Origin of the sequence: Streptomyces sp. 35G-GA-8, assembly GCF_023534745.1 — a bacterium.
Classification (GTDB): Bacteria; Actinomycetota; Actinomycetes; order Streptomycetales; family Streptomycetaceae; genus Streptomyces.
The window spans coordinates 213,499-232,869 of sequence record NZ_JAMHJQ010000001.1 but is presented as its reverse complement, the minus strand read 5'-3'; the positions used below and the strand labels follow the sequence as shown (position 1 = coordinate 232,869).

The window sequence follows — 19,371 nt, the reverse complement described above, 5'->3', positions numbered from 1 at the left end:
GCGCCCGACCGCCGCGCGCCACCCCCGTACCCGCATACGCACAAGACACGTACACGTACACGTACATCTTCCGGCCTGATCCCTGGAGCGACCGTGACCACGCCTCATCCCCATCGACCCGGGCCGGACGGCCCCATGGCGCCGCCCCCCGGCTGCCCGGCCCATGGCATGACCGCCGGCCAACTCGACTCCCATGGCCCGAGCGGCGGTCAGGACACCATAGGGCCCACACTGGACGGCCTCGCCGCCAGTGGGCTGCGACGGCTGTACGGACCCGAGGCCGAGAACGACCCCATGGGGCTGTACGAGAAGCTGCGCGCCGAACACGGCTCCGTCGCGCCCGTGCTGCTCCACGGCGACGTACCCGCCTGGCTCGTGCTCGGGCACAGCGACAATCTGCATATGACGCGCACGCCGTCGCAGTTCTCCCGGGACTCCCGGCGCTGGCGCGCGCTGCACGACGGCACCGCGCCCCCCGACCATCCCCTCGCGCCCATCTTCACCTGGCAGCCCATCTGTGTCTTCGCCGACGGCGCGGACCATGAGCGGCTGCGCGGCGCGGTCACCGACTCGATCGCGCGGATCGACCACCGGGGCGTCCGGCGCTATATCAACCGCTACAGCAACCGCCTGGTCAACGAGTTCTGCCGGGACGGCAGGGCGGATCTGGTCAGCAGGTTCGCCGAGCACCTGCCGATGATGGTGATGGCGCAGATCCTCGGCATGCCGGAGGAGTACAACGATCGCCTCGTGCAGGCCGCCCGCGACATGATCAAGGGCACCGCGACCGCCAACGAGAGCAACACCTATGTGATGACCACACTGACCAGGCTGGTGAAGCGCCGCCGTATCGCGCCCGAGGAGGACTTCGCGACCTGGCTCACCGAACATCCGGCCGGGCTCACCGACGACGAGGTCAGCCAGCATCTGCGGCTGGTGCTCATCGCGGCGTACGAGACCACCGCGAACCTCATCGCCAATGTGCTGCGCATGGTCCTCACCGATCCCCGCTTCCGCGCGCAGCTGAGCGGCGGCCATATGACCCTGCCGGAGGCGGTCGAGCAGACACTCTGGGACGAGCCGCCCTTCACCACGATCTTCGGCCGCTGGGCGGTCGGCGACACCGAACTCGGCGGCCGTCGCATCAAGGCGGGGGACGCTCTGGTGGTCGGGATCGCCGCGGCCAATGTGGACCCGGTGGTACGGCCCGATCTCAACGCCTCCATGCAGGGCAACCGGGCCCATCTCGCCTTCAGCGGCGGCCCGCACGAGTGCCCGGGGCAGGACATCGGGCGGGCGATCGCCGACACCGGGATCGACGCGCTGCTGCTGCGGCTGCCCGATGTCCAGCTCGCCGTGGACGAGCATGAGCTGCGGTACGAAGGCGCGCTGATGTCCCGTCAGCTGCTGGAGCTTCCGGTGACCTTCGCGCCGCGTCCGCCGCAGGATGTCACCGGTCCGCCGAGCGCGTCGGCCGCCGTACCGCGCCCGCAGTGGCAGGTGGAGTCGCCCCGCCCCGATGTGGTGCGGTCGCCGTCCCGGGCCGCGGTCCCGTCATCCGCGGAGGCCGGTACCGGCGTGCCGGGTACGGTCCCGGAGGCAACGGGCGTGATTCCGGAACAGCGCGCGGAGCGCGCGGGCAGCGCTCCGCGGCGAGCCTGGCGGGCTCTGGCGCGCTGGTGGCGCGGCCACTGACGGAGCGCCGGTACGTCGGCCGGCCGGCACGCTCGCCCGACCGGCGCCCCGGCGCCTCGGTACGTCAGCCGGCCGACGCGCCGACCGGTCCGCGCGCCGGGGCGAGCTGGTCCCACCACCAGGCGATCGTCGGGATCGGAAGCGGTTCCAGGCTGTTGTCGGCCGGCTGCTCCTTCCACCACCCGCCCGGGGCCGTCCGCGGACTCGACGGCACGGAGTAGCGGGGGCAGCTCGACGCCCAGTCGAGATGCCCCCGGACGAACTGGCCGAGTCCCTGTACGTAGCGGCGCAGACCGTCGTCCGCCTCCTTGAGCACCTGGCGGGCCAGCCGGTCGAACAGCACCATCACGCGGTCCCGCATCGCCACCACCTGTACGAGTGCGCGACGCGGATCGCAGTGCTGCTCCTGGCAGAGGACATCGATCAGATTCAGATCGTCGTCGGCGCGCAGCAGCTCCTTGTTGCGGGAGTAGAGGTCGTTGTCCCAGCTGACCAGCGTCCAGGTGATCTCCGTGAGCGCGCGTACCCGGGGGTCCTGCATGTCCTCGTCCGCCACGGAGAAGCCGCCGACCACCTCGATCATCGCGGTGGAGGGCGCCATCCCGATGGCCCGCATCCACAGGGTGATGTAGTCGTCGAGCGAGGGGAGTTCCGGATTGCGGCGCCAGGACGCCTCCCACACCAGTCCCGAGGTGTAGACGCGCATGGCCTCCGTCAAACGGCGTACCTGACGCGGCGACGCGTACTGCTCAAGCTCCAGCCGCAGCCTGCGCAGCGCGGCGGTGTGCGGCGAGTCCCCGAGCGCCCGCGCCGCGGGCGCCTCCACGGCGCGCATGATGCGCGAGGTCTCCTGGACCATCAGATCGGCCGTGGGCTCGGACTCGTCGCACACGCCGTCGTCGAGGGAGAAGAGCACGGCGTGGAATTTGGCCATGAGGGTGAGCGGTTCGAGCGCTCCGTACGGCATGGTCGAGGCGGTGAGACCGCCGAAGTCGCAGACCGCCAGCCGTTTGAGTTGATCCTCGTCGCTGTCGAGGCGCTGTTGGAGCATCCACCGCACGGTCCGGTCGTTGAGGACCTCGACCGAGGGATGTCTCGCGGGCGGTACGGGGCAGTAGAACGGCACAGCCGGAAGCTGTTGGACCAAGCGCTGTTCCGAGACACAGGTCATGATCGGCCTCCTGATGCGGCAAGGGCGCAATTCGGTGCGGAATGAGGGACGATGCCGTTCGGGTGGAGCGTATCTGTCCATCTCGTATCGTCAACAACTGAACAACTGGCGTGCCGCTGGCCGAAATTGACTGATTGTGAACTGACCTGATCGGTACCGGTCCTGCGCCGAAGCGGCCGCGCGTAAGCACCCCAGGGCCCGCGCACCGGCCGCACGTGCGGCGCCCACCGGTGGTTCACACCACTCGGGCGCGGCCCGCCCACCTCCGCCGAGCCCCCGCCGTGCGTCGCCGATCGAGGGTTCTCGTCACGGTTCGTATACGGCTTCTCCCGGATGCCGTCGCCATTCTGATCGTTGTCACTACGTCATAGAGCGGCAACGCACGGAGACGAATGTACGAGACCCCTCGCGACCTGAACCTCCGGAGCGGGCGAAGCCCCCGTGCCGACCTGAACCCCCGTGCCGACCTGAACCACCCTGCCGACCTGAACGCCCGTGCCGGCCCCGGCATGCCTGTGGGCCCCCTCCGGAGAAGAGGCCCACAGGCATGGAGTGCGCCGCTCCCGTCCCCACGGTGCGGCGCCGGTGAGTCGTCGTCATCCGCTCGGACGACGGCCCACCGGTCAGGGATGCGAGGTGACTCGCGAGATGGCCCGCAGGCCGAGTGCCGGGAAGACCGCGGCCTCCAGGAAGCGGTGGAGATACGCCTCGTCGGCATGCCTGCCCTCCACCATCTGCCGGGCCCGCATGACACCCATCAGCTGGGCGGCCACGAACTCCGTCGCGGGGTTGTCCGCCGCGACCTCACCGCGTGCCACGGCGCGCTCGACCATGGCGTTGATCGCCGCGATCTCCGGTTCGACGAGGTTCTCGCGCAGGGCGCGCAGCAGCTCCGGATTCTGGAAGGCCGCGTGGCTGAGCGCGTGCATCAGCGCGGTGTCGCGGCCCGCGGCCCGCACCGCCGCACAGGCCGCCGCCCGCAGATCCCCGACCAGGCTGCCCGTGTCGACATCCGCGAGCTTGACGCAGCGGGTGCCCCGGAGCGCCGCCGCGACCAGTTGCGGTTTTGTGCCCCACTGGCGGTAGAGCGTGGACTTGCCGCAGCGCGAACGGGCGGCGACGCCCTCCATGGTCAGTGCCTCGTAGCCGCTCTCTCTCAGCAGGTCCAGAGCGGCTTCGTAGAGTTCCAGCTCCCGTTCCGGCGTGATCTTGGAGCGGCGCTGCGGCGTCATCGTCTCTCCCCGTCTCTGTCGCTCGGGTCCGATGGGGCTCGGGCGGTGATACGTCGGTGTATCGATACGCCAGTGTACCGATACGAAGACGTATCGGTACACTGGCGTATCGATAGGGCGGGGTCCAGATCCCGCCGCCGCACCGCCACGACGTTCCGCGCGCCGTGTTGTCCAGGTACCAGGTAAGGGGGTCGGGTGATACAAGCCCGCACCGGGCCCGCCGCACGGAAGCCGGAAACTTCCGCCCGACCGCCCCTCGTACGCGAGCTGTCGCTCGTCGCCGGACTCTTTCTCCTCTACAAACTCGGCAGGCAGGCCGCCACCGGCCGGACCGCTGAGGCCTTCCGGAACGCCGACCGCGTCTGGGACTGGGAACGCGCCCTCCATCTGCCGGGCGAGGGCGCCGTACAGGGCGTACTGCTGGACAGCGGGACGCTGGTCCACCTGGCGAACACCTACTACGCGACGGTGCACTTCCCGGCGACGCTCCTCTTCCTCGGCTGGCTCTACTGGCGCCGGCCCGGCCACTACGTATGGGCCAGGCGCGTGCTGTCCGTACTGACCGGGGCCGCGCTCGCCCTGCATCTGCTGATGCCCCTCGCGCCGCCGCGGCTGCTCGCCGCGTCCGGTCTGGTGGACACCGGACAGGTGTACGGGCCGACGGTGTACGGCGAGAGCCCCGGCACCGGCTCGCTGGCGAACCAGTTCGCGGCGATGCCGTCGCTGCATGTCGGCTGGGCCCTGATGGTGGCCGTGGGGATCATCGCCGCCACCCGCTCGCGGTGGCGGTGGCTCTGGCTGCTCCATCCGCTGCTGACCCTGCTCGTGGTCATAGGCACCGCCAACCACTACTGGCTCGACGCCCTGGTGGCCGTCGCCCTGCTCACCGGCGTCCTGGCGGTCATCCGGGCACCGCGTCCCGGGTCCCCGCGGCGCGGCGCCCTGATCGCGCGCTCCGCCGTCGCGGCGGCCCCGCCGGCGCCGTCCGTCGCTCCCGTCGTCTCAGGGGCCGGCCGATGAACGGGGCGACGGCCGCGGCCGTGGCCCTGTCGCTGGTCTCGGCCGTCGCCTATGCCACCGCGGCGGTGGCGCAGGAGCGGCTCGCGGCCCGTACGGCGCCGGGCACCGGGCTGTTCACCCTGCTGGCCCGCGGCGCCTGGTGGTGGGCGGTCGGGCTGAACGCGACCGGCGCGCTGCTGCATGTCGTGGCGCTGACCTACGGTCCGCTCACGGTCGTCCAGCCGCTGGGCGCGCTCACCCTCGTCGCGGCCGTGCCGCTGGGCGCCCGTCGCGCCGGGCGGCAGGTCAGCCGGGGCGAGTGGCGCGGCACCGCCTTCACCCTGGTCGGCCTCGCGGCCATCCTGCTGGCGGCGGCCGGCAGTTCCCCCGACGAAACGCTCAGCCTGCCGCAGGCGCTCGGCGTCGCGGGTGTGGCGATGGCGCTGGTCGCCCTGCTGACCGGGCCGGGAGCGGGGTCCGCTCTCCGGCACGCGGCGGCCTCCGGTATCACCTCGGGCGTCGCCTCGGCCCTCACCCAGACGGTGACGGTCGCCGCCACCGCGCGCGACGCGGACGCGCTGCCCATGTGGCAGGTGGCGGCGGTGGCGCTGGTGGTCGCGGCCTTCGCCTCGGGTGGTCTGCTGCTGTCCCAGCGGGCCTACCGGGGCGGTCTCGGAGCCCCGCTCGCCGTCCTGACCCTGGCCAACCCGCTCGCGGCGGCGGTCATCGGTCTGACCCTGCTGGGGGAACGCCTCCAGGGCGGCGTCCCGGGCGTGACGGCGGCGCTCCTCGGCGCGGTGCTCGCCGCGCGGGGTGTGGTGCTGCTGACCCGTACGGCGGTGGCCGCACCCGCGATGCCGGCACCGGCGATGACGGCGGCGCCGACGGCGGCGCCCACGGCGCGGGTGCCCGGACAGCGGTCCGCCGTCCCCGCCGCCGGACCGCCGGACCGTCCCGCCCCCGGCGGCACCCCGCTCGCGGCGCGGACGTCCTGGCGACCGCATCCCCTGAGATCGGGACGGGTGCTCCAGCAGCGCCGCTGCCCACGCCGACGCGGGGACCGTACCTACCGATAGCGCTGCCCTTCCGCCCGCCACCCGGTCGTCTTCCCGGCGCGCCGCGGCGCGTGAAGCTGCGCTGTTGGGCCGCTTAAGAAATCCTCGATGGACTGAACGGCCACCGCTGGGCACATTGGTGCCCGACCACCGAACAGTGATCACCGCTCAGCGCCATGCACGACGCACCACCACCCTCCGGGAGCCGCGCCCATGAAGGCACTTGTCAAACAGAAGGCCGAGCCGGGGCTGTGGCTCATGGATGTGCCCGAGCCGGCGTACGGGGACGGTGACGTACTGATCAAGGTGCTCCGTACCGGCATCTGCGGCACCGACCTGCACATCCGGTCCTGGGACGGCTGGGCCCAGCAGGCCGTCACCACACCCCGCGTCCTCGGCCACGAGTTCGTCGGCGAGGTGGCCGCCGTCGGCGCCGCCGTACAGGACGTGGCCGTCGGCGATCTGGTCAGCGGTGAGGGCCATCTCGTCTGCGGCAAGTGCCGTAACTGCCTCGCCGGCCGCAGGCACCTCTGCCGCAGCACCGTCGGGCTCGGTGTCGGCCGCGACGGAGCGTTCGCTCAGTACGTCGCCCTGCCCGCCGCGAACGTCTGGGTGCACCGCGCCGAGGTGGATCTCGATGTCGCCGCGATCTTCGACCCGTTCGGCAACGCCGTGCACACCGCGCTCTCCTTCCCCCTCGTCGGCGAGGATGTGCTGATCACCGGCGCGGGCCCCATCGGCATCATGGCCGCGGCCGTCGCCCGGCACGCCGGTGCGCGCAATGTCGTGATCACCGACGTCAGCCCGCACCGCCTCGAACTCGCCCGCAAGGTCGGCGCGACCCTCGCCCTCGATGTCTCTCCCGCCGACATCGGTATCGCCGACGCACAGCGGCAGCTCGGCCTCAAGGAGGGCTTCGACATCGGTCTGGAGATGTCGGGCCGCCCCGAGGCCATGCGCGACATGGTGGACAACATGACGCACGGCGGCCGGATCGCCATGCTCGGGCTGCCCGCCGAGGAGTTCGCCGTCGACTGGTCGAAGATCGTCACCTCGATGATCACGGTCAAGGGCATCTACGGACGCGAGATGTTCGAGACCTGGTACGCGATGACCGTCCTGCTCGAAGGCGGGCTCGACCTCACGCCCGTCATCACCGGCAGCTACGGGTACGAGGACTTCGACGCCGCGTTCGACGAAGCGTCCTCGGCGCGCAGCGGCAAGATCATTCTCGACTGGAGCGTCTGACCGTCCGACCGCCTGACCGGCCCCCGTGGCGCACCGGGCCCAGCAGCCCGCGGCGCACCCAGCCCCACAAGAAGGAGCCCTTCATGTACGCGTCCGTCCGGGACGACCTGTCCGCCACTCTCGACGAGATCCGCGACGCGGGTCTATTCAAGCCCGAGCGGGTGATCTCGACCCCGCAGAGCGCCTCCGTCGCCGTCACCGCGGGTGGCGCCCCCGGGGACGTCCTCAACTTCTGCGCCAACAACTACCTCGGGCTCGCCGACCACCCCGAGGTCGTCGCCGCCGCCAAGGACGCGCTCGACCGCTGGGGCTACGGCATGGCGTCCGTGCGCTTCATCTGCGGCACCCAGGAGATCCACAAGGAGCTGGAGGGGCGGCTGTCCGCGTTCCTCGGCCAGGAGGACACGATCCTCTACTCCTCCTGCTTCGACGCCAACGGCGGGGTCTTCGAGACGCTCCTCGGCCCGGAGGACGCCGTCATCTCCGACGCCCTCAACCACGCCAGCATCATCGACGGCATCCGGCTCTCCAAGGCCCGTCGCCTCCGGTACGCCAACCGCGACCTCGCCGAACTGGAGACCAGGCTCAAGGAGTCCCAGGACGCGCGTCGCCGGCTGATCGTCACGGACGGCGTGTTCTCGATGGACGGGTATGTCGCCCCGCTGGCCGAGATCTGTGATCTCGCCGACCGGTACGACGCGATGGTCATGGTCGACGACTCGCACGCCGTCGGCTTCGTGGGCCCCGGCGGCCGGGGCACCCCCGAACTGCACGGCGTCATGGACCGGGTCGACATCATCACCGGCACGCTCGGCAAGGCGCTCGGCGGCGCCTCCGGCGGCTATGTCGCGGCCCGCGCCGAGATCGTCGCCCTGCTGCGCCAGCGCTCCCGTCCGTATCTCTTCTCCAACTCGCTCGCCCCGGTCATCGCCGCCGCGTCGATCAAGGTCCTCGATCTGCTGGAGAGCGCGGACGAACTGCGGGACCGGCTGAACGCCAACACCGCGCTCTTCCGTACGGAGATGACGGCGGCGGGCTTCGAGATCCTGCCCGGCGACCACGCCATCGCTCCCGTCATGATCGGCGACGCCGCGGAGGCGGGCCGGATGGCCGAACTGCTGCTGGAGCGCGGGGTGTACGTGATCGGCTTCTCGTACCCCGTCGTCCCCATGGGCCGGGCGCGGATCAGGGTGCAGCTGTCCGCCGCGCACTCCACGGCGGACGTGGAGCGGGCGGTCGCGGCGTTCGTCGACGCGCGCGAGGCGATGAAGCGGGAGGGCTGAGCGCCGACGACAGTGGGGCGGGAGGTACCGGTGGGGGTGGAGTTCCGGCCAGACCTGGCAAAATGGGCTGGGTGATCGACCCCCGGCGGCTGCGCGTCCTGCGGGCCGTGGCGGACCACCGTACGGTGACCGCCGCGGCCGCCGCGCTCTATCTCACCCCCTCGGCCGTCTCCCAGCAGCTCGCCGCGCTGGAGCACGAGACCGGGCACGCGCTGCTGACCCGCAGCGGCCGGGGCGTGCGGCTGACCGCCGCCGGGGAGATCCTGCTCACCCACGCGCACGCCGTCCTCGCGCAGCTGGAGCGCGCCGAGGCGGAGCTCGCGGCGTACGCGGGCGGGGCGGCGGGCGAGGTCACGGTCGCCGCCTTCGCCACGGGCATCGCGGAAGTACTCGCCCCGGCCCTCCAACTGCTCGGCGGACCCCACCCCGACATCCGGGTGCGCGTACGGGACGCCGAGGGTGATGAGAGCCTGCCGATGGTGCTCGACGGCGAGGCGGATCTCGCGGTCGCGGTCGAGTACCGTGGCGCCCCGCGCGAGGACGATCTGCGGCTGTGGCGGGTGCCGCTGTACGCGGAGCCGTTCGACGCGGTCCTGCCCGCCGCGCATCCGCTCGGCCTCGGCGCCGTGGTCGAGCTGGCCGAGCTGGCCGACAGCGACTGGATCGGCCCGTACCCCGGCAACCCCTGCCATGACGTGATCCAGCTCGCCTGCGAACTGGCGGGCTTCCAGCCGCGACTGGCGCACTCCTCCGACGACTTCCGCGCGGTCGTCGCCCTCGCGGGCGCGGGCGCGGGGGTGGCGCTGGTCCCGCGCTCCGCGCTGCGCGGCATGGAGCTGAAGGGTACGGTCGTACGCCCGGTGGCGGGCCCGGCCGCGACCCGCAGGGTCTTCGCCGCCGTACGCAGGGGCGCGGAGGCGCACCCGCTGATCCGTCCGGTCCTCGACGCGCTGGCGCGGGCGGCGGGCGGCCTGCCGACGGACTGACGGCGACCGGCGAAGGCCGTACTCGCCAGGGGCTCCGTGGCAGCCGCTGTGAGGGCCCGCCCGCCGGACACGACCTGGGCGCGGGCGGGCCGGTGCGTCACTCCTACGCCTGGAACTTCTCCCCGATCGTGCTCAGGGCGGCCGACACGTGCTCCTCGGTGCCCGCCCTGCTCAGGCCGAGACCGCTGAGCACGCCCACGCCGTCCTCCTGCTCCAGCAGCGCCAGCAACAGGTGCTCCGTACCGATGTAGTTGTGACCCAGCCGCAGTGCCTCGCGGAAGGTGAGTTCGAGGACCTTCTTGGCCCGCGCGTCGAAGGGCACGAGGTCGGGCACGGTTTCACCGGAGGGCTCCGGCAGCGCCTCGGCCGCGGCGGCCGCGACCGTCTCCAGCTGCACGCCCTGGGCGATGAGTACCTGTGCGGCCAGCCCCTCCGGGTCGTCGAGCAGGCCGAGCACGAGATGCTCCGTGCCGATCTGCTGGTGTCCGCCTTCGCGGGCCTTGTTCTGGGACGCGACGACGACGCTCCTGGCCCGCGGGGTGAACCTGCCGAAGTTCTGGTTCGCGTCGGACACCGGCTCGTCCTTCGTCACGAACCGCTTCTGGGCGGCCTGCCGCGTGACGCCCATGGACTTGCCGATCTCGGTCCAGGAGGCGCCGGAGCGCCGGGCCTGGTCGACGAAGTGGCCGATGAGGTGATCGGCCACTTCGCCGAGATGGTCAGCGGCGACGACGGCGCTCTGGAGCTGGTCGAGGGCGTCTCCGTGCACCTTCTTGATCGCCTGGATGAGGTCGTCGAGACGGACGGGATTGTCTACCTGTGTGGGTTTCGCCATGAGGCAACCCTAGGTTGACAGTCGGATGCGTGTCAACCCGTGGTTGACACCAGGATGGGGCGGGCGCGTCGATCTCCACCCCCTGATCGTGTGCGCCGTGGCTCAGCTCAGCAGGCTCGGCGCCGCCCGGTCCAGTACCGATCCCACGCGCTCCCAGGTCTCCATGTCCCGCTCCACCGGGGGAAGTTCAGCTCCTTCGCCGGTCCGCCAGGAGGTGGCGATCGCCACCGGGTCCTCGCCCGTCGCCGCGCCGGCGGCCAGCGCGGCGGCGCCCAGCGCGACCAGCTCACCGCTGGTCGGGACGATCACCCGGCGGCCGGAGAGCCTGCGGACCGTATCCACCCACATCCGGCCCTGCGCACCGCCGCCGACCAGGCGCAGCGGCCGGCCCGCCGCCTCCGGGGACGCGGGGTCGAGGCCGCAGGCGCGCAGCACCTCGTCCAGCGCGCGCAGTACGGTGACGGCCGCGCCCTCGTAGGCGGCGCCCAGCAGTTGCTGGGGGCTGGTGTCATGGCGCAGCCCGGTCAGCAGACCCGAGGCGGCGGGGAGATCGGGGGTGCGCTCGCCGTCCAGATAGGGGAGCAGGACGGCCTCGCCGCCGGGTACGGCGTCCTCCCGGTCGAGCCGGAGCAGCGAGGCCACCTTGTCGACGGCGAGTGTGCAGTTGAGCGTGCAGGCCAGCGGCAGATACGTACCGTCCGCCGCGGCGAACCCGGCGAGCGCCGGGGAGCCGGGGCGGGTGCGGGTGGCGGCGAAGACCGTACCCGAGGTGCCGAGACTCAGGACCGGATGGTCCAGCAGTCCGGCGCCGCCGAAGCCGAGACCGACGGCCGCGCTCATGTTGTCGCCGGTGCCCGCGGCGACGGCGATGCCCGCCGGCAGGCCCAGTTCCGCCGCCGAGCCCGCCGTGAGCGAGCCGACGCGCGCCGCGCCGGTCGCGGCGACGGCGGGCAGCAGATCGGCGTCGAGACCCAGGAGCGCGAGAAGTTCGGGGTCGTACTCTCCGGTGGCCGTGGAGTACCAGCAGGTGCCCGAGGCGTCACCGGCGTCGGTGGCCGCGGTGCCCGAGAGCCGCTCGGTGAGAAAGTCGTGGGGGAGCCGGATGGCCGCCGTGGCCTCCGCGATGGCGGGGTCGTTCTCTCGCAGCCACTGCCACTTCGACGCCGTCATCGAGGCCACCGGCACGGAGCCCGTGCGCGCCGTCCAGGCGTCCGGGCCGCCCAGGGCCTCGGTGAGCGCGGCGGCCTGCGGGGCCGAGCGGGTGTCGTTCCAGAGCAGCGCGGGGCGCAGCGGCCGGCCGGTGCGGTCGAGCACCACCAGGCCGTGCTGCTGCCCGGCGACGGCGATGCCGGTCACGGCCGAGGCGTCCACCCCGGATTCCTTGAGACCGGCGGCGACCGCCTCGCGCAGCGCGTTCCACCACACCTCCGGATCCGTCTCCCGGGCGCCGCCCTCACCGGTCACCCGGTGTGGCGCGCGGCCCACGGCGAGCAGCCGGCCTGTGGTGGCGTCCGTGAAGGCCGCTTTGGTGGACTGGGTGGAGCTGTCCACGCCGATCACGACCGGGTTCCGCGACATGGGCGTACCTCCAGATTGGGCGTCGGGGAAACAAATTACGCGATGGCCTGACACACGGGAACCGTGCCGACGATCATCATCCTGTGTCCATGGGCGTGCGGGGGCTTTTGCGCACACGCATACCCGTGCATTATTAGTCATGTCAGATAACAAATAAGGTCGGCACGTGCCGGACCTGAGGTATCGAAGGCGGCCAGAGTCATGACGGAACGCTTCACACCCACCCCCGAGGACAAGTTCAGCTTCGGCCTCTGGACGGTGGGCTGGCAGGGCAAGGACCCGTTCGGCGACACGACCCGCCCGGCGCTGGATCCCGTCGAATCGGTTCACCGACTCGCGGAGCTCGGCTCGTGGGGTGTGACCTTCCACGACGACGACCTCATTCCGTTCGGCTCGACGGAGGCGGAGCGCGAAGCGCACATCAAGCGGTTCAGGCAGGCGACCGAGGAGACCGGCATCACGGTCGAGATGGTCACCACCAACCTCTTCACCCACCCCGTCTTCAAGGAAGGCGGCTTCACCGCGAACGACCGCGACATCCGCCGCTACGCGCTGCGCAAGGTGCTGCGCAATGTCGACCTCGCGGCCGAACTGGGCGCCAGGACCTTTGTCGCCTGGGGCGGCCGTGAAGGCGCCGAGTCGGGCGGCGCCAAGGACATACGCCTTGCCCTCGACCGGATGAAGGAGGCGTTCGACCTGCTCGGCGAGTATGTCGTCGAGCAGGGCTACGACCTCAGGTTCGCCATCGAGCCCAAGCCCAACGAGCCGCGCGGCGACATCCTGCTCCCCACCGTCGGCCACGCTCTCGCGTTCATCGACCGCCTGGAGCGCCCCGATCTGTTCGGCGTCAACCCCGAGGTGGGCCACGAGCAGATGGCCGGGCTCAACTTCCCGCACGCCATCGCCCAGGCGCTCTGGTCGGGCAAGCTCTTCCACATCGACCTCAACGGCCAGCACGGCACCCGCTACGACCAGGACCTGCGGTTCGGCGCCGGCGACCTGCGCGCCGCCTTCTGGCTGGTCGACCTGTTGGAGAACGCGGGCTGGGAGGGTGCGCGGCACTTCGACTTCAAGCCGCCGCGCACCGAGGACATCGACGGGGTGTGGGCCTCCGCCGCCGGCTGTATGCGCAACTATCTGATCCTCAAGGAGCGCGCCGCCTCCTTCCGCGCCGACCCGCTCGTCCAGGAGGCCCTGCGCGCCTCCCGCGTGGACGAGCTGGCGCAGCCCACCGCCCCCGAGGGCGTGACCGCGCTGCTGGCCGACCGCGCCGCGTACGAGGAGTTCGACGTCGACGCCGCCGCCGCGCGCGGCATGGCGTTCGAGCACCTCGACCAGCTCGCCATGGACCACCTCCTCGGCGTCCGCTGACGGCGGGAGCCGGGCCACGGGCGCGTGGTACGGGTGTACGTCAGCCCGTACCGCGCGTCTCGCGGTGTACGTCAGCCCGTACCGCGCGCGTCGCGGTGTACGTACGCCACCGGATCGGCCAGCACCGCCTGGACGACCAGAGCCGCCGCGCCGCGTGCCGCGTCGCCCGCCGAGGAGGACCCGCGCAGCCGCCCGCTGTCGCTCTCCCACAGGCCCGACACCACCCGGGCGGTCAGCTCCCGGTCGGCGGCGGGCGAGAGCCAGGGCATCAGCTCCCGGTAGATCCCGCCGAGCACGACCGCGTCCGGATCGAAGAGATTCACCGCACCCGACAGCACCCGGCCGAGGACCCGCCCGGCCCGCTCCACGGCGGCGACGGCCCCCGGGTCGCCCGCGCTCGCCCGCAGCTCCAGCTCGGCCACGCCGGGCACACCCGCGTTCTCGTCGATCCCCGCCGCCCGCAGCAGCGCGGACTGGCCCGCGTACTGCTCCAGGCACCCCCGGGAGCCGCAACGGCACAGCGGACCCTCCGGATCGACGACCACATGGCCGATCTCCCCGGCGAACCCATGGGCCCCGCGCAGCAGTTCGCCGTTGAGCACCAGCGCGCCGCCGACGCCGATCTCGCCCGTCAGATAGAGGAAGGTACGGAGCGGGCCGAGTTCGCCGAACCACAGCTCCGCCAGCGCCGCGAGATTGGCCTCGTTCTCCGAACTCACCGGCAGCGGGGGCAGTTCGGGGCGCAGCTCGGCCAGCGCGGCGGCGAACAGCTCGTCGGCGGGGACGAGGTTCCAGCCGAGGTTCGGGGCCTGTCGGACCGTACCGCCCGACACCAGCCCCGGCAGGGCGAGTTGGACCCCGACCGGCAGCAAGTCCTGCTGGGCGGCGGACTCCAGGGTGCGGGCGGCGATCCTGGCGCAGCGGGCCAGCACATCGGTGGGCCGGGAGCCCCGGTTGTCGAGGTGTTCGGTCAGCCGGACCCGGTCCGTGCCCGACAGGTCGACCACACACACCGACACATAGTCGATATTGATCTCGACGCCGATCCCCGCGGGGCCCGTGCGCGTCACCTTCAGTACGGTGCCGGGGCGCCCGGCCTGGCCGCTGAACGTCTTGCCGGACTCGGAGAGGAACCCGCTGTCAAGCAGTTGTTCGACCAAGGACGACACGGCTGCCCGGGTCAGGCCCACCCGCGCCGCGACACCGGCCCGGGTCGCCTCGCCCTCGTCCCGTACCGCTCGCAGCACAAGGCTCAGATTGTGCCGGCGTACGGTCTCTTTGTCGGCCTTCGGGCCGAGGGAAGTGTGGTTGTTGTTCATCTCGCAGCCGAGCCTATGTGATCGGCCCGCGGTGGCGGGAGCGGAGCGCCAAGCCGACCGGCCGATCAGTCGGTCCCCGCTCCGTGATCCGGCCGGATCCACACGACAGGCCCTATCCCCAGGCCCTATCCCCGCTGTGCCGGTACCGTCCCCGCCGTGCCGTCCGGCGTCCAGGACGGGGCCGTGCCGGTGAGCTGGCAGACCATGAGGTAGAAGGGGATCGGCGGGGTGTACGGCGTGGGGTCCTCCGGCCAGTGGATCAGCCGGGGATGCGCCGCCGGTACGGTCGTCCCCGCCACATAGCGGGCCGGGGAGGGCCAGGTCAGATCGAGATCCGAGCCCGCCGGAACGATCCACCACCACCAGTCGGCGTCGGCGAAGATACAGCCCTTCCTCGGCAGCCGCGCCATCAGCCGGAAGCCGTGCTCCGCGGGGATACCCACGGCGTCGCACCCCAGCGAGGCGGGCAGGGTCGGCGGCAACGGCAGCTGTACGTGACCGGGAGACGACTCGGTGCGCAGGCCGCGCGACAGGCGCTGCAGCGCGGTCTTCAGCATGACTGCTCCGCTCCGTGTGACAGTTCCGCCCAGACGACCCGCCCGGGTCCGTATCCCGAGGTGTCGTGGGCTCCCCAGCCACTGCATATGGACTCGACGAGAAACAGTCCGCGGCCGCCCTCGCCCTCGGCCTCGCCCTCCTCGGTGCGGTGCAACTGCGGCCCCGTCGGCCCGTACCCCTGGTCCTCCACGGCGATCCGCAGCTTTCCCTCGCTCTGCCGTATCTCGCAGATGACATGGTCGCCCGCCGCGTGCACCACCGCGTTGGTGACCAGCTCCGACACGACGAGTACCGCGGTCTCGCGGGACTCCTCGTCCACGCCCCAGGTGATGAGACGGTCGCTGGTCAGCCGTCTCGCGCGACAGACGGACTCGGCGTGAGCCGGCAACTGGAACCCGTAACGGCGGACAACGTTGCCAGGGCACAGGGCTATGAGCTGGGGGGTGAGCGCGTTACCAGGTGCCACGACCGATTCCTAACGGTGGGGGAGCAGCGTTCGCGCGCAAGACCTCTCCCGTGGCAGAGCGCGACAACCGCGTGAACTGGTTCACCGATCCACTCTCCACCCGCCGAGGACACTTGGCAAGTAGCACTCTGAATTTTTCAGAGTGCCGTGTTCTTCGTGGAAGAGACATGGCAGACTGCTGTCAACCGTGCGTGGGGAGGACCCAGAAGTGAGTGAGCCGCGGTCCGCCCCGACCGTGGGACAGGTCGTACTGGGCAGACGTCTGCAGGATCTGCGTGAGCGTGCCGGTCTGAAGCGCGAGGAGGCCGCCAAGCTCCTCCGTGTGGCGCCGGCGACCATACGCAGGATGGAGACGGCCGAGGTCGCTCTCAAGATCCCCTATGTGCAGGTGCTGCTCAGGGCCTATGGGATCCCCGAGGACGAGGCCGACGCGTTCGTCGAGCTCACCGAGGAAGCCAATAAGCCGGGCTGGTGGCAGCGGTTCCACGACATCCTGCCCGACTGGTTCAGCATGTATGTCAGCCTGGAGGGGTCCGCCGCGCTGCTCAGGGCGTACGAACCGCACTTCGTCCCCGGGCTGCTCCAGACCGAGGGCTACGCGCGCGCCGTGATGAACGCCGGAGCGGTGGGACAGGCACAGCCGGAGGACATCGAGCGCCATGTGGCGCTCCGGATGGAACGCCAGTCGCTCCTGACCCGTGCGGACGCGCCCAAATTCTGGGTGATCATGGATGAGACGGTGCTGCGCCGCCCGGTGGGCGAGGGCCCGGAGATCATGCGGGAACAGATCGACCGGCTGCTCGAAGCCACCGCCCTGTCCCATGTGACCCTGCAGATCGCGGAATTCTCGACCGGACACCACCCGGGTACCTACGGGCCGTTCGTGATCTTCCGTTTCGCGGAACCGGAGCTGCCGGACATGGTCTACAGCGAGTACCTCACCGGTGCCGTCTATCTCGATGCTCGTCCCGAAGTGGCCACCCACCTGGAGGTCATGGACCGGATGGCGGCCCAGGCCGCAACTGCACAACGCACGAAGGAGATCCTCAAGGATGTCCGCAAGGAGCTGTGAATGGATCCCATATACAACGGCATGCCCGCCGCCGACCTCGGCGCCGAAGGCTGGCACAAGCCGTGGAGTGGTGGTAACGGCGGCAACTGCATCGAGGCCATGAAGCTGGCCGACGGCAGAGTCGCTGTGCGCCAGTCCGCCGACCCTGACGGCCCCGCACTGATCTACACCACCAACGAGATCGCCGCCTTCATCCAGGGTGCCAAGTCGGGCCAGGCGGACTTCCTGCTCACCTGATCCCTCAGCCGGTCCCGCTCAGCCGAACCCGCTCGACCCCCGCTTTCCCGTTCTTCCCTTCTCCCTATCTCCACATCTCCACAGCTGTACATCTCCACTCATCGACGACTCATTGACCTGAGACTCATGGAGCGCACATGACCGGGCATGACCCGATCGACACCACCAGGCCGCATCCGGCCCGGGTGTACGACTGGTTCCTCGGCGGCAAGGACAATTACCCGGTGGACGAGGAGATGGCGAAGCAGCTTCTCGCACTGGACGCCCGGGGACCCGAAATGGCCCGGGTCAACCGGGCGTTCATGCACCGCGCCACCCGCTGGCTCGCCACCGAGGGCGGGGTGCGCCAGTTCCTCGACATCGGTACGGGCATCCCCACCGAGCCCAATCTCCACCAGATAGCCCAGGAGGTCGCCCCCGACTCCCGGATCGTCTACACGGACAACGACCCGATCGTCCTCCGGCACGCCGAGGCGCTGCTGCGCAGCACCCCGGAGGGCGTCACCGAGTATGTCCAGGCCGATGTGCGCGAGCCGGAGAGCATCATCGAGGCCGCGGGAAAGATCCTGGACCTCACCCGTCCGGTCGCGGTCTCGCTCGTGGCGCTGCTCCACTTCGTCTCGGACGAGGACGGCGCGTACGAGCTGGTGCGGCGGCTGCTCGACCCGCTGCCCTCCGGCAGCTATCTCGTCGTCTCCCACGCCACGGGCGACTTCGACCGGGAGAGCTCGGACCAGGCCCGTGCGCTGTACCGGCAGCGCGGTCTGACCCTGGCCCTCCGTTCGCGGGACGAGTTCGCCGCGTTCTTCACCGGGCTCGATCTGGTCGAGCCCGGTGTCTCGCTGGCCGCCGACTGGCGTCCGGAGCTGGGTGAGGTCGTGCCGGTCCCCGGCAACGAGCCGGTCCCGGGGTACGCGGCCGTGGCACGCAAGCTGTAACCGGTAACGGGGGCGCGGCGTCGCAGCACTATTCAGGTGTGCTGCGACGCCGCGCGCAAGTAGTGGTCGGTGACCCTCAGGCGCCCACCCGGCGTTTGTTCCACACGTCGAAGCCGACCGCGGCCAGCAACACCAGCCCCTTGATGACCTGTTGGTAGTCGGTGCCGATGCCCACGAGCGACATCCCGTTGTTGAGCACACCGAGCACCAGCCCGCCGATGATCGCGCCGAAGACCGTGCCGACGCCGCCGCTCATCGAGGCGCCGCCGATGAACGCGGCGGCGATGGCCTCCAGTTCGAAGTTGATGCCGGCCTGGGGCACACCCGCGTTGAGCCGGGCCGCGTAGACGATTCCGGCCAGCGCCGCCAGTACCCCCATATTGACGAAGACGAGGAACGTCACGCGCCTGTCCTTGACCCCGGACAGTTTCGCCGCGGCCTGGTTGCCGCCGAGCGCGTACACATGACGGCCGACGACGGCGTTGCGCATGACATAGCCGAAGCCGATCAGCAGCGCCGCGAGCAGCAGCAGGACGACCGGCACCCCCCGGTAGCTGGCCAGTGTCATCGTGAAGGCGAGCACGGCGGCGGCGAGCGCCACGCACTTGACGAGGAAGAGATTGCGGGGAAGCACCTCCAGGTCGTACGCCCGCTGCCGGCGCCGGTCCCTGAACTCCTGGAAGAGCGCGAACGCCAGCAGCGCCAGCCCCATCAGCAGCGTCAGATTGTGGTAGTTGGTGGCCGGGCCGATCTCGGGCAGATAGCCGGTCGAGATCTTCTGGAAGCCCTCGGGGAACGGGCCGAGCGAACGCGACCCCAGGAAGATCTGTGTGCCGCCCCGGAACAGCAGCATCCCGGCGAGTGTGACGATGAACGACGGAATGCCGACATACGCGATCCAGAACCCCTGCCAGGCACCGGCGGCCGCCCCGATGAGCAGTCCGAGGACCAGCGCGAGCACCCAGGGGATGTCGTGCTCGACCATCATCACCGCGCAGGCGGCGGAGACGAACGCGGCCAGCGAGCCGACCGAGAGATCGATATGGCCCGCGATGATGACGATCATCATGCCGATGGCGAGGACCAGGATGTAGCTGTTCTGGAGCACCAGATTGGTGACGTTGTTCGGCTTGAGGAGGACGCCGTCGGTCCAGATCTGGAACAGGACGACGATCAGGCCGAGCGCGATCAGCATGCCGTACTGCCGCATATTGCGGCGCGCGGCCTCCAGCAGGAGCGCCCCCGTACCGCTTCGCCCGGACGGGGGCGACGGTGGGGATTCCTTCGGTGTGTCGCCCTTCGGTGTATCGGTGGTGACCGGTCCCATG

At 70.9% G+C, this 19,371-nt stretch carries 18 protein-coding genes; 10 read left to right on the top strand and 8 right to left on the bottom strand.

Translation table 11 applies throughout. The annotated features are described in order from the left end of the window. Window positions 1–93 precede the first annotated feature (93 nt). Window positions 94–1,695, top strand: coding sequence for a cytochrome P450 (locus M1203_RS01005; protein WP_249947511.1), 1,602 nt, complete (start codon window positions 94–96; stop codon window positions 1,693–1,695). A gap of 64 nt (window positions 1,696–1,759) precedes the next feature. On the opposite strand, the gene M1203_RS01000 is transcribed toward M1203_RS01005, so the two are convergent. Together M1203_RS01000 and M1203_RS00995 are read right to left on the bottom strand one after the other, a co-directional pair. After that, window positions 1,760–2,866, bottom strand: a complete 1,107-nt coding sequence (locus tag M1203_RS01000) for a hypothetical protein (protein WP_249947510.1) — start codon at window positions 2,864–2,866, stop codon at window positions 1,760–1,762. 623 nt (window positions 2,867–3,489) lie between these two features. Next, window positions 3,490–4,098 carry a TetR/AcrR family transcriptional regulator gene (locus M1203_RS00995; RefSeq protein WP_249947509.1) on the bottom strand — a complete coding sequence of 203 codons (609 nt, stop codon included), beginning with the start codon at window positions 4,096–4,098 and terminating at the stop codon, window positions 3,490–3,492. A 198-nt stretch (window positions 4,099–4,296) separates the two neighbouring features. On the opposite strand from M1203_RS00995, the gene M1203_RS00990 reads away from it, so the two are divergent. The 5 genes from M1203_RS00990 (at window position 4,297) to M1203_RS00970 (ending at window position 9,669) form a co-directional block, all read left to right on the top strand. Continuing rightward, the gene (locus M1203_RS00990; RefSeq protein ID WP_374401643.1) at window positions 4,297–5,118 is read left to right on the top strand and encodes a phosphatase PAP2 family protein; all 822 of its coding nucleotides are present in this window, start codon (window positions 4,297–4,299) and stop codon (window positions 5,116–5,118) included. Further along, complete coding sequence (locus M1203_RS00985; RefSeq protein ID WP_249947507.1) at window positions 5,115–6,173, top strand: hypothetical protein; 1,059 nt, start codon at window positions 5,115–5,117, stop codon at window positions 6,171–6,173. The genes M1203_RS00990 and M1203_RS00985 overlap by 4 nt, the downstream gene beginning before the upstream one ends. A gap of 192 nt (window positions 6,174–6,365) precedes the next feature. After that, on the top strand, window positions 6,366–7,400 hold the full coding sequence (gene tdh, locus M1203_RS00980) for an L-threonine 3-dehydrogenase (RefSeq protein WP_249947506.1): 1,035 nt from the start codon (window positions 6,366–6,368) through the stop codon (window positions 7,398–7,400). 83 nt (window positions 7,401–7,483) lie between these two features. Continuing rightward, window positions 7,484–8,683 carry a glycine C-acetyltransferase gene (locus M1203_RS00975; RefSeq protein WP_249947505.1) on the top strand — a complete coding sequence of 400 codons (1,200 nt, stop codon included), beginning with the start codon at window positions 7,484–7,486 and terminating at the stop codon, window positions 8,681–8,683. 71 nt (window positions 8,684–8,754) lie between these two features. Continuing rightward, window positions 8,755–9,669, top strand: coding sequence for a LysR family transcriptional regulator (locus tag M1203_RS00970; protein ID WP_249947504.1), 915 nt, complete (start codon window positions 8,755–8,757; stop codon window positions 9,667–9,669). Window positions 9,670–9,772: 103 nt separating this feature from the next. On the opposite strand, the gene M1203_RS00965 is transcribed toward M1203_RS00970, so the two are convergent. Next, complete coding sequence (locus M1203_RS00965; RefSeq protein ID WP_249947503.1) at window positions 9,773–10,504, bottom strand: Clp protease N-terminal domain-containing protein; 732 nt, start codon at window positions 10,502–10,504, stop codon at window positions 9,773–9,775. 102 nt (window positions 10,505–10,606) lie between these two features. After that, on the bottom strand, window positions 10,607–12,082 hold the full coding sequence (gene xylB, locus M1203_RS00960; protein ID WP_249947502.1) for a xylulokinase: 1,476 nt from the start codon (window positions 12,080–12,082) through the stop codon (window positions 10,607–10,609). A gap of 201 nt (window positions 12,083–12,283) precedes the next feature. Between xylB and xylA the strand changes: the two genes are divergently transcribed. After that, a complete protein-coding gene (gene xylA, locus M1203_RS00955) occupies window positions 12,284–13,453 on the top strand; it encodes a xylose isomerase (RefSeq protein ID WP_249947501.1) in 1,170 nt (389 codons plus the stop codon). Between the two features lie 71 nt (window positions 13,454–13,524). On the opposite strand, the gene M1203_RS00950 is transcribed toward xylA, so the two are convergent. The 3 genes from M1203_RS00950 to M1203_RS00940 form a co-directional block, all read right to left on the bottom strand. Continuing rightward, entirely contained in the window at window positions 13,525–14,772 is a 1,248-nt protein-coding gene (locus M1203_RS00950) for an ROK family protein (RefSeq protein WP_249947500.1), read from the bottom strand. A 125-nt stretch (window positions 14,773–14,897) separates the two neighbouring features. Continuing rightward, window positions 14,898–15,329: a hypothetical protein gene (locus M1203_RS00945; protein WP_249947499.1), complete on the bottom strand. Its 432-nt coding sequence runs from the start codon at window positions 15,327–15,329 to the stop codon at window positions 14,898–14,900. Further along, entirely contained in the window at window positions 15,323–15,796 is a 474-nt protein-coding gene (locus tag M1203_RS00940) for an ATP-binding protein (protein ID WP_249947498.1), read from the bottom strand. Before M1203_RS00940 ends, M1203_RS00945 begins: the two co-directional genes overlap by 7 nt. A gap of 208 nt (window positions 15,797–16,004) precedes the next feature. Here M1203_RS00940 and M1203_RS00935 point away from each other — a divergent pair, with 208 nt between their 5' ends. From M1203_RS00935 to M1203_RS00925, 3 genes are all read left to right on the top strand, one after another. After that, window positions 16,005–16,868: a helix-turn-helix transcriptional regulator gene (locus M1203_RS00935; protein ID WP_249947497.1), complete on the top strand. Its 864-nt coding sequence runs from the start codon at window positions 16,005–16,007 to the stop codon at window positions 16,866–16,868. After that, window positions 16,869–17,105 carry a DUF397 domain-containing protein gene (locus M1203_RS00930; protein ID WP_030350290.1) on the top strand — a complete coding sequence of 79 codons (237 nt, stop codon included), beginning with the start codon at window positions 16,869–16,871 and terminating at the stop codon, window positions 17,103–17,105. It begins immediately after the preceding gene. A gap of 137 nt (window positions 17,106–17,242) precedes the next feature. Further along, on the top strand, window positions 17,243–18,043 hold the full coding sequence (locus tag M1203_RS00925) for an SAM-dependent methyltransferase (RefSeq protein ID WP_249947496.1): 801 nt from the start codon (window positions 17,243–17,245) through the stop codon (window positions 18,041–18,043). 76 nt (window positions 18,044–18,119) lie between these two features. Here the strand turns inward: M1203_RS00925 and mmsB are convergent, their stop codons facing one another. Further along, window positions 18,120–19,370 (bottom strand): multiple monosaccharide ABC transporter permease, encoded by a 1,251-nt coding sequence (gene mmsB, locus M1203_RS00920; RefSeq protein ID WP_249947495.1) that lies wholly within the window; start codon window positions 19,368–19,370, stop codon window positions 18,120–18,122. Window position 19,371: the final 1 nt, after the last annotated feature.

Coding starts and splice junctions, on each gene's coding strand:
- M1203_RS01000 (WP_249947510.1), bottom strand. CDS start 2,866: ATGACCTGTGTCTCGGAACAGCGCTTGGTCCAACAGCTTCCGGCTGTG.
- M1203_RS00995 (WP_249947509.1), bottom strand. CDS start 4,098: ATGACGCCGCAGCGCCGCTCCAAGATCACGCCGGAACGGGAGCTGGAA.
- M1203_RS00985 (WP_249947507.1), top strand. CDS start 5,115: ATGAACGGGGCGACGGCCGCGGCCGTGGCCCTGTCGCTGGTCTCGGCC.
- tdh (WP_249947506.1), top strand. CDS start 6,366: ATGAAGGCACTTGTCAAACAGAAGGCCGAGCCGGGGCTGTGGCTCATG.
- M1203_RS00975 (WP_249947505.1), top strand. CDS start 7,484: ATGTACGCGTCCGTCCGGGACGACCTGTCCGCCACTCTCGACGAGATC.
- M1203_RS00965 (WP_249947503.1), bottom strand. CDS start 10,504: ATGGCGAAACCCACACAGGTAGACAATCCCGTCCGTCTCGACGACCTC.
- xylB (WP_249947502.1), bottom strand. CDS start 12,082: ATGTCGCGGAACCCGGTCGTGATCGGCGTGGACAGCTCCACCCAGTCC.
- xylA (WP_249947501.1), top strand. CDS start 12,284: ATGACGGAACGCTTCACACCCACCCCCGAGGACAAGTTCAGCTTCGGC.
- M1203_RS00950 (WP_249947500.1), bottom strand. CDS start 14,772: ATGAACAACAACCACACTTCCCTCGGCCCGAAGGCCGACAAAGAGACC.
- M1203_RS00945 (WP_249947499.1), bottom strand. CDS start 15,329: ATGCTGAAGACCGCGCTGCAGCGCCTGTCGCGCGGCCTGCGCACCGAG.
- M1203_RS00930 (WP_030350290.1), top strand. CDS start 16,869: ATGGATCCCATATACAACGGCATGCCCGCCGCCGACCTCGGCGCCGAA.
- M1203_RS00925 (WP_249947496.1), top strand. CDS start 17,243: ATGACCGGGCATGACCCGATCGACACCACCAGGCCGCATCCGGCCCGG.
- mmsB (WP_249947495.1), bottom strand. CDS start 19,370: ATGGGACCGGTCACCACCGATACACCGAAGGGCGACACACCGAAGGAA.